We start from the raw sequence: 7,388 nt of genomic DNA, 5'->3' as shown, positions 1-7,388 counted from the left end.
AGGGCCGCCCAAAGCGGCCTTTTTGCTTTGCTGAACACGAAATTGTCCAAGGAGGGCGCCCGGCTTTGGTCCGATGCCATCCTTACAGGAGACAACTTGGCCTTGCCAACTTGCTCCGGCAGAAGATGTAAACGCCAAGCGTTTACATCACCGCGATAAATCCAACAGGGATTTACGCTTGGCGCGGGGTGGAGCAGCCCGGTAGCTCGTCAGGCTCATAACCTGAAGGCCGCAGGTTCAAATCCTGCCCCCGCAACCAAAAATTTCCAAGACTATCAAGACTTTGTCGGCCTCCCGCGGGAGGCCGAAGTCGTTTCTAACCCGATCACAGACCGGCCCAACCCAACCCCCCATCCCTGCCGGCAACCATCACCCAACACCACCCCGAAGCCACAGTCCATAAACCAGCTTCCGATGCAGCCAGAACAGCATCACGCCCCCAAACAAGCCCAAAACAAACGCATCCCGAAGCCATCTCCCCAACCACGTGCTCATACACCGAACCGCGGATATTGCTCTTTTTTGATCCGACTTGCTGTAGTCTGATCTCATCCGGCTCCATCACGGTCCATTCTCTTGCTATAAATGTCTCCGTCTGAAAATTCTCAACGTGAGATAGGCGATCAGCCATCAGGTGCTATGGGAGCATTACGGCTCCATTCATGGCCTCAAGGATTGGGAGCGTTAGGCCATGATCGATTCGACCGTATCCTGCAGCAGTCCGCCCTCGGGGCAGCCGTTGTCCCCGGCGGTCGGGTGGTATGCCGTGACCGTCCTGTGTATCGCCCTGCTGGTCTCCTATACCGACCGGCTGATCATCAATCTCGTCGTCGATCCGATCAGGAATGACCTCGAGCTGACGGACATCGAAATCAGCCTGCTCCAGGGTGCCGGCTTTGCCATCATTTTCGCCCTTGCCGGTCTTCCTTGTGGAAGGTTGGCGGATTCCGTCAACCGCCGGAACCTCATCGCGGGCGGTGTGCTGTTGTGGTCGGCGGCCACGATCGGTTGTGGGCTCGCCTCCGATTTCTGGAGCTTCTTCGGCGCCCGGATTGCCGTGGGGCTGGGAGAGGCAGCGCTCGTGCCCGCGGCATCTTCGCTGATCATCGATTTTTTCTCCCCGCGCCGCCGTGGGACAGCGCTCGGGCTTTTTTCGCTCGGAGCCACGTTCGGCGCCGGAGGCGCTCTCCTTATCGGCGGGCTGCTTCTCCGCTGGATCGACGCCGGATGGCTTATCCATGCTCCCTTGATCGGGGAACTGGTGCCATGGCGCCAACTGATGGTGCTGGTCGGGCTCCCGGGCGTCGTCTTGCTGCCCTTTCTTATGTCGATACCCGAGCCGGTGCGACGTAACAGTTCCGGCCTCCTTCGGTTTTGGGACGTATTTCGGCGCCTGATGGCGGACCGGGGAACGGTCTTGCGCGTCTGCCTCGTCAAAGGGGTTCTCGCGATCGGCGACAACGGGCTTTTCGCCTGGATGCCGACGCTGCTGCAGCGTAGCTACGGCATGACCTCGATGGAGGTGGGGAGTTATCTCGCGCTTGCGGTCTCCGTCAGCGGGGCGACCGCCGCTGTGGCGGGCGGGGCGCTTTCCGATTGGTTCGTGCGGCGATGGGGCGTGGAGACGCGAGTCGTAATGTTGCTTGGCTGCTATCTGCTGACGATAACCGGAGCTTCCATGATCTTTTTCGCGGGCACGGGGCAGCAGGCTGCCCTGGCGCTGGGCGTCTGGGCGTTCGGTTCGATCGGTGGTTACGTCATCGGTCATGTCGTGATGCAGGAAAGCGTGCCGAGCGAGATGCGTGCAACGACGATCGCCTTGTCGCTGACCTTCATCGGACTGATCGGGATCGGCCTGGGACCGACCCTCGTGCCGCTGGTGGCGGAACACGGATTCGGCGGCGGAAACGCGCTTCAGCCGGCGATGGGAACGGTCGGCCTGTTTGCCGCTCTTCTGGCCTTCGTCGTCATCTGGCCGCCCATCCGGGTGGGCCTCGTCGCCCTGAAATCGCGGGTGGTTAAGCCATAAGCGCCAGGGACGGAGCGGCGAGGGCTTTCCAGCCGCTACAGGGCTCTCCGGGTCTCGATCAATGCGCGTGCGCGCGTCAGATCGCCGGGCGAAAAGCCTTCCTGGAAGCGCCCGTAAGTCGACTCCAACATGTCCTCGGCCTCGTTGCTGCCGCCTCTTTCGCGCCGGAGCTTCACGAGGCTGATCGCGGAGCGCAGCTCCCAACCCAGCGCGCGGTCGCGTCGCGCCAGTTCGATCGACTGCAGATAGCACTCGATCGCTCTCTCCCAGTGGTCGGGAGACTCGAAGCGGATGACGTTGCCCTTAATCCTCAGGATCTCGGGGATGCCGACAACCTGACCCGTGTCCTTGCAGATAGCCAGTGCCTCGTCAATGGCGGCGAGACCGCCCTCGAGGTCGCCTTGCCGGGCGAGCGCCTCGCCAAAGTTGGTGAGGTAGTTGGGGTAGCGCAGGCGGAAGCCGCCCTCGCGTACTTCGGCAAGGTTGCGGCGAAGATGCGCCAGGTCGAGCGGCTGGCCCAGATATAGGTTGAGCCGGGCGCCGCCGCCGGTCACCATCGCCCTCCAGATCGTCAGTCCATGGCGTCTGGCATGTTCGATGCCGCGATCCATGAAGTTCCGGGCGGCCGCGTAGTCCCGCACATACATCGCGATCATTGCCGAGCCGTGCAGCAGTGCGGAACACAGCGACACTGCGTAGTTCGAAGCCTCCGCGTCTTCGAGTTGTTCCCGGGCGGTAACGAGTGCCTGGTCGGCGAAACCCTGCAGCCAAAGCACCGTTGCAAGGGCGCCGCGGGCCATCAGTCGCTGGTCGAATTCGAAGCGCATCGCATCCGGGCGCTGTCCCGCGACGAAGGGCTTCTGCACGATGCCCTCCAGCCGGTAGCGAGCTGCTCCGAGCGCTCCGAGCCAGTGCAGTGCCGAACCGGCCTGCGCGTCGGCATCGCCCGCGGCCACCTCCTGCCCCTTGCCTTCAAGGGCACGGATGCGATCGGAAACGGCCATGGCGGAGCGGGAGTCGCCGGTCCATAACTCATATTCCGAAAGCCCCCGAAGGCACTCCAGCTGCAGGTCGGCGTCGCCAAGCTCCTCTGCGATCTCCAACGCCTTGCTCAACGACGCCTTCACCTGGAGAAGGGGACCGCGCGTGTGCAGAAGCGTCGCGCCAAGCGTGAGATTGAGGATCAGGTCATCGCGGATGCTGCGATGTTCACAAAAGCGGTCGTCGAGCGCCCTTTCGACGGCCGTCCGGCATTCCTCGACCAGCGACACCTGCTTGCCGAACGGAATGGCCGCCACCGTGAGCCTTACACCGAGCGCGGTGGCCGAGCCGGTGAAGGCCCAACGCATTGCATCGCGGATGTCGTCGGTTTTCGGTCCATAACGGGCGAGCCAGTCGATCCGCGAAAGTCGATCCACATCGGCTTTCGCCAGTCCCACGAGTTCGAGGCAATATTCCGCGTGGCGCCGCCTGGCATGGCCGAGTTCGTGGTTCGCCGCCAGTTTTTCGAGCGCATAGGTGCGGGTGGTATCGAGCATCCGATATTCCACTTCCATGTCCTGCACTTCGGCCGCTAGCAGCGACTTGGCGACCAGGCTGGCGATGCCGTCTATGACCAGCGCGCGATCGATATGCGCGTCGGCGGCGACGATGCAGGCGGAATCCAGGCTGAATAGGCCGGCAAAGATGGCCAGCCGGCGCATGATCGTGCGTTCGCTGTCGGAGAGAAGGTCATAACTCCAGTCGATCGTCGCGGCGAGGGTCCGATGTCTTTCTATGCTGCCCCTGTGCCCCTGCAGCAGCCGGAAACGATCGTCGAGCTGCTTGAGCAGTTCGGCAATGCCGAATGCATCGATGCGGGTGGCCGCCAATTCGATGGCAAGTGCGAGCCCGTCGAGCTTGCGGCAGATTTCTGCGACGATCGGCGCATCGGCATCGCCGAAGTTGAAGGATTCGAGCCTGTCCGTCGCCCGATCGACGAAAAGCTGGACAGCCGGAAAGGCCAGCGCGGTTTCGGCCTTGAGCTCCCTTGTTTCGGATGGCGTCGCCAGCCCTGGCAATCTGCGAACCCGTTCGCCTTTTACCCGAAGAGGTTCGCGGCTGGTGGCCAGAATCCTGATGCCGGGTGCATCCGCCAGGATCCGGTCGATACTTGCGGCGGCGGATTCGATGATATGCTCGCAACTGTCGAACACGAGCAGCATCTCCCGGTCGCGCAGAAACCCGCCAAGAGCCGCCAGCATATTGGCAGAATGCGCGGCGAGGCCGATGGCGGTGGCTATCGCATTGGGCACGAGCGCCGGATCCTTGAGCGGGGACAGGTCGACCAGCCAAACCCCGTCCCTGGTCAATCCGACGGTCTGCTGGGCGACGGCGAGAGCGACGGTCGTCTTGCCGATCCCGCCGGCTCCCACGATCGAAACGATCCGCGCGTCCTGCAATTCCCTCAGCGTCGCATTGATGGCATCCTGCCGTCCGATAATGCGGGTGGTGGCCGTCGGAAGGTTGTGGTTATGCGGCGGCACCGCTTCCGTATCGGGCGGGAGAGGGCTTGATCCGGAATATTGGACCGGGGCGGTGAAACGATAGCCGCGGCCAACGACCGTGGCTATATACTGCGTCGTATCCGATCCCTCCTCAAGCGCTCGCCTGAGCGCGGCCATGTTGACCTTGAGATTGCCTTCCTCGACGATCGTACCGGGCCAGACCCGGGACATCAGCTCACGCTTGCCGACGACCTCCCCCGGACGCTCGACCAGCATGGTCAGGATATCAAGCGCCCGCCCGCCGATGCGGACAGGGGCCTCGTCGCGCATCAGCAATTGGCGTTCGGGAAGCAGCAGGAACGGGCCAAAGGCGAATGACCGCGAATTCCCCGGCGCGACATCGCTCAACACATCCCTCCATTCCCGGTTGACGTCCCCTGTGGACCAATAGCACGTAGCCCGCCTCCGGCGGAAACAAAACCGTGGGCGCGAGAAAACGCCAGGTTGCCGAAACGCCCGCCCGCGCTGACAGGCTTTAACCGGATTTAACTCGCCAAGCGGCGCTGGTCGGGCAACAATCCTCCTGCTCTTGAAAGCCTGCCAATCGGCACTCAACCGCCTCCGCAACCTCCAGGAACTCCGCCCAAGCGGCCGAGATCCATATCGGCTTGCCTGCGGTTCGGGGGATCGGTCGGGACTGCAATGCCGGGGATTGCCAAATGCCGCTGCTCACTCACGGGGATCGGAAATACCAGCTCAGCACGCTTGTCGGCGATGCGGCCGAATGGGACGCGTTACGCGTCGAGCACAGGCATATCGGACCCGGTAGCCAGAATTGCGTGAGGCCGGAATGCACCGAACTCGTCTACATCCTTTCGGGTCGGGCGAATGTGCGGCGCAGGGGCGACGGGCAGTTGCAGGAAGGCATGGCGCGAGCGGGGACGAGCTGGCTGGTGCCGGCCGGCACGCATGAGACGCTGCTCGAGCTGGACGGCTCAGTCGAATGCCTTCTCATTTTCCTGCCGGCCAGGCTGCTCGATGAAAGCGCGCTTGCCGACTATGGGATCGACCCGGACAAGTGCCGGCTGGCCTATGCGGGCGGCTTCAGCGATCCGACCTTGGCGCAGATCGGTACGAGTCTGCACAGTCTTCTCGGCCGTGACGCCATGCCCGCCGACCGTATCTTCGCGGACGGACTGCGGACCACCCTCGCGGCGCATCTTATCGGCAATTATACCGTCGACCGCTGGCGGCCGTCGATACCGGCGCCATCGCTTGATCCGAGGCGGCTCAAACGGGTGCTCGATTTCATCGAGGCGAAGCTCGGGGACGAGATAGCGTTGGAGGATCTGGCGCGCGAAGCCTGCCTCAGTCCTTTTCATTTTTCGCGCCTGTTCCACGAAACGACGGGACTTCCGCCGCACCGCTACGTGATCGAGCACCGCATCCGGGCGGCCCAGAGTATGCTTGTCTCCGGAGATTCGACGATAGCCGAAATCGCCCTCGACACCGGTTTCGGATCGCAGGCCAACTTTGCCCGCACCTTCCGCAAGGTGACAGGGATGACGCCTCGCCAATATCGCGGATCGCCTTTGCGTTGACCTCCGGAGCGCCGGTGCCGGCGTCCAAAGGAGGATAAAGAACAGCAATATGCGTCCGTAGCTGCGCAATATCTCGAAATACCTGGATCGGCGCGCCTTCTAGAAATGTCGATGTCCGCAGCAATTCGCTCCAGCCCGGAGGCATGACGTGAACGCAACCGTTGTTCGAAGAACCGCCGGCGTCGCCGGTCTCGTGCTGGTCACCGCAGTTGCCTATCTGGGCTTCTGGCCGGTTCCGGCCGAACCGGTGTCATGGCCGGCACCGATACCGCCCGGCTACGTCGGTGCCCATGCTGTGAACACGCGCCTGTCCGGTCTGCGCCGGATCGGCATCGGGAACGAGTTCGGCCCGGAACACATCGCGATCGGACCGGGCGGCAAGCTCTATGCGGCGATGACCAGCGGCAATCTGCTGCGTATGGATGCCGACGGCGGGAACCGGCAGATCTTCGCCAATACGGGCGGGCGGGTTCTCGGTTTTGACTTCGACGCCAATGGACGGATGATCGCCGCGGACGCGATGAAAGGATTGCTTGCCATCGATGCCGACGGAGAGGTGAGCCTGCTGACAGATCGCGTGACCGCCAATGATCCGATCGGCTACGCCAATTCCATCGTCGTCTCGCCGGACGGAACGGTCTATTTTACCCAGTCCTCCGCCCGTTTCCTGCCGGCGGAATGGGGCGGCACCCTGGAGGCGAGCGTGCTCGACATCATCGAGCAGGCGGCAAGCGGCCGCGTACTCGCCTATGACCCGGCGACCGGCAGCACAAGGATCGTCGCCCGTGGCCTTTCCTTCGCCAACGGCATCGCCCTGTCGTCCGACGGGCGGAGTCTGTTCGTCAACGAGACCGGCCGTTACCGCGTCTGGAAGATTGATCGCGACGCGAAAGACCTGGACGTACGCGGCGGCTCTTCCCAGGCCCGCGTGCTGCTCGACAACCTCCCGGGCTACCCGGACAACCTGATGCGTGGACGCGGGGGGCGCATCTGGGTCGGCTGTTCAGGCCGCGCAATCCGGCGGCGGATTCGCTCGCCGAACGGCCGTTCCTGCGAAAGATGCTGCTGCGGCTGCCGCGATCCTTCCTGCCGACCGGTCAATTATACGGGCACGTCTTCGCCATCGATGAGGATGGCCGGGTGACGGAAGACCTGCAGGATCCCGGCGGCGCCTATCCCGAGACCACCGGAGCGACCGAAACGGCCGACCGTCTCTACATCCACAGCCTGCATGCACCGGCGATCGGGTGGCTGCCGCGATAGTGCCCCCGC

The 7,388-nt window shown here is 63.3% G+C and carries 5 protein-coding genes and 1 tRNA gene; 5 read left to right on the top strand and 1 reads right to left on the bottom strand.

Translation table 11 applies throughout. The features are described from left to right. Positions 1-182: 182 nt before the first annotated feature. Both J2X76_RS08010 and J2X76_RS08005 read left to right on the top strand, forming a co-directional pair. A tRNA-Met gene (locus J2X76_RS08010) sits at positions 183-259 on the top strand. A 432-nt stretch (positions 260-691) separates the two neighbouring features. Further along, on the top strand, positions 692-2,029 hold the full coding sequence (locus J2X76_RS08005) for an MFS transporter (protein WP_310214632.1): 1,338 nt from the start codon (positions 692-694) through the stop codon (positions 2,027-2,029). A gap of 35 nt (positions 2,030-2,064) precedes the next feature. Here J2X76_RS08005 and J2X76_RS08000 read toward each other — a convergent pair whose 3' ends face one another. Further along, positions 2,065-4,926 carry a winged helix-turn-helix domain-containing protein gene (locus J2X76_RS08000; protein ID WP_310214630.1) on the bottom strand — a complete coding sequence of 954 codons (2,862 nt, stop codon included), beginning with the start codon at positions 4,924-4,926 and terminating at the stop codon, positions 2,065-2,067. A gap of 308 nt (positions 4,927-5,234) precedes the next feature. Between J2X76_RS08000 and J2X76_RS07995 the strand changes: the two genes are divergently transcribed. The 3 genes from J2X76_RS07995 (at position 5,235) to J2X76_RS07985 (ending at position 7,379) form a co-directional block, all read left to right on the top strand. Then, on the top strand, positions 5,235-6,116 hold the full coding sequence (locus J2X76_RS07995; RefSeq protein ID WP_310214627.1) for a helix-turn-helix domain-containing protein: 882 nt from the start codon (positions 5,235-5,237) through the stop codon (positions 6,114-6,116). A 148-nt stretch (positions 6,117-6,264) separates the two neighbouring features. After that, on the top strand, positions 6,265-7,260 hold the full coding sequence (locus tag J2X76_RS07990; protein WP_310214625.1) for an SMP-30/gluconolactonase/LRE family protein: 996 nt from the start codon (positions 6,265-6,267) through the stop codon (positions 7,258-7,260). Then, positions 7,257-7,379, top strand: a complete 123-nt coding sequence (locus J2X76_RS07985; protein ID WP_310214623.1) for a hypothetical protein — start codon at positions 7,257-7,259, stop codon at positions 7,377-7,379. Before J2X76_RS07990 ends, J2X76_RS07985 begins: the two co-directional genes overlap by 4 nt. Positions 7,380-7,388: the final 9 nt, after the last annotated feature.

Source organism: Neorhizobium sp. 2083 (assembly GCF_031455615.1).
Taxonomy (GTDB): domain Bacteria; phylum Pseudomonadota; class Alphaproteobacteria; order Rhizobiales; family Rhizobiaceae; genus Neorhizobium.
The sequence above is the reverse complement of the archived record's forward strand: the minus strand, read 5'-3'. Positions and strand labels throughout refer to the sequence as shown.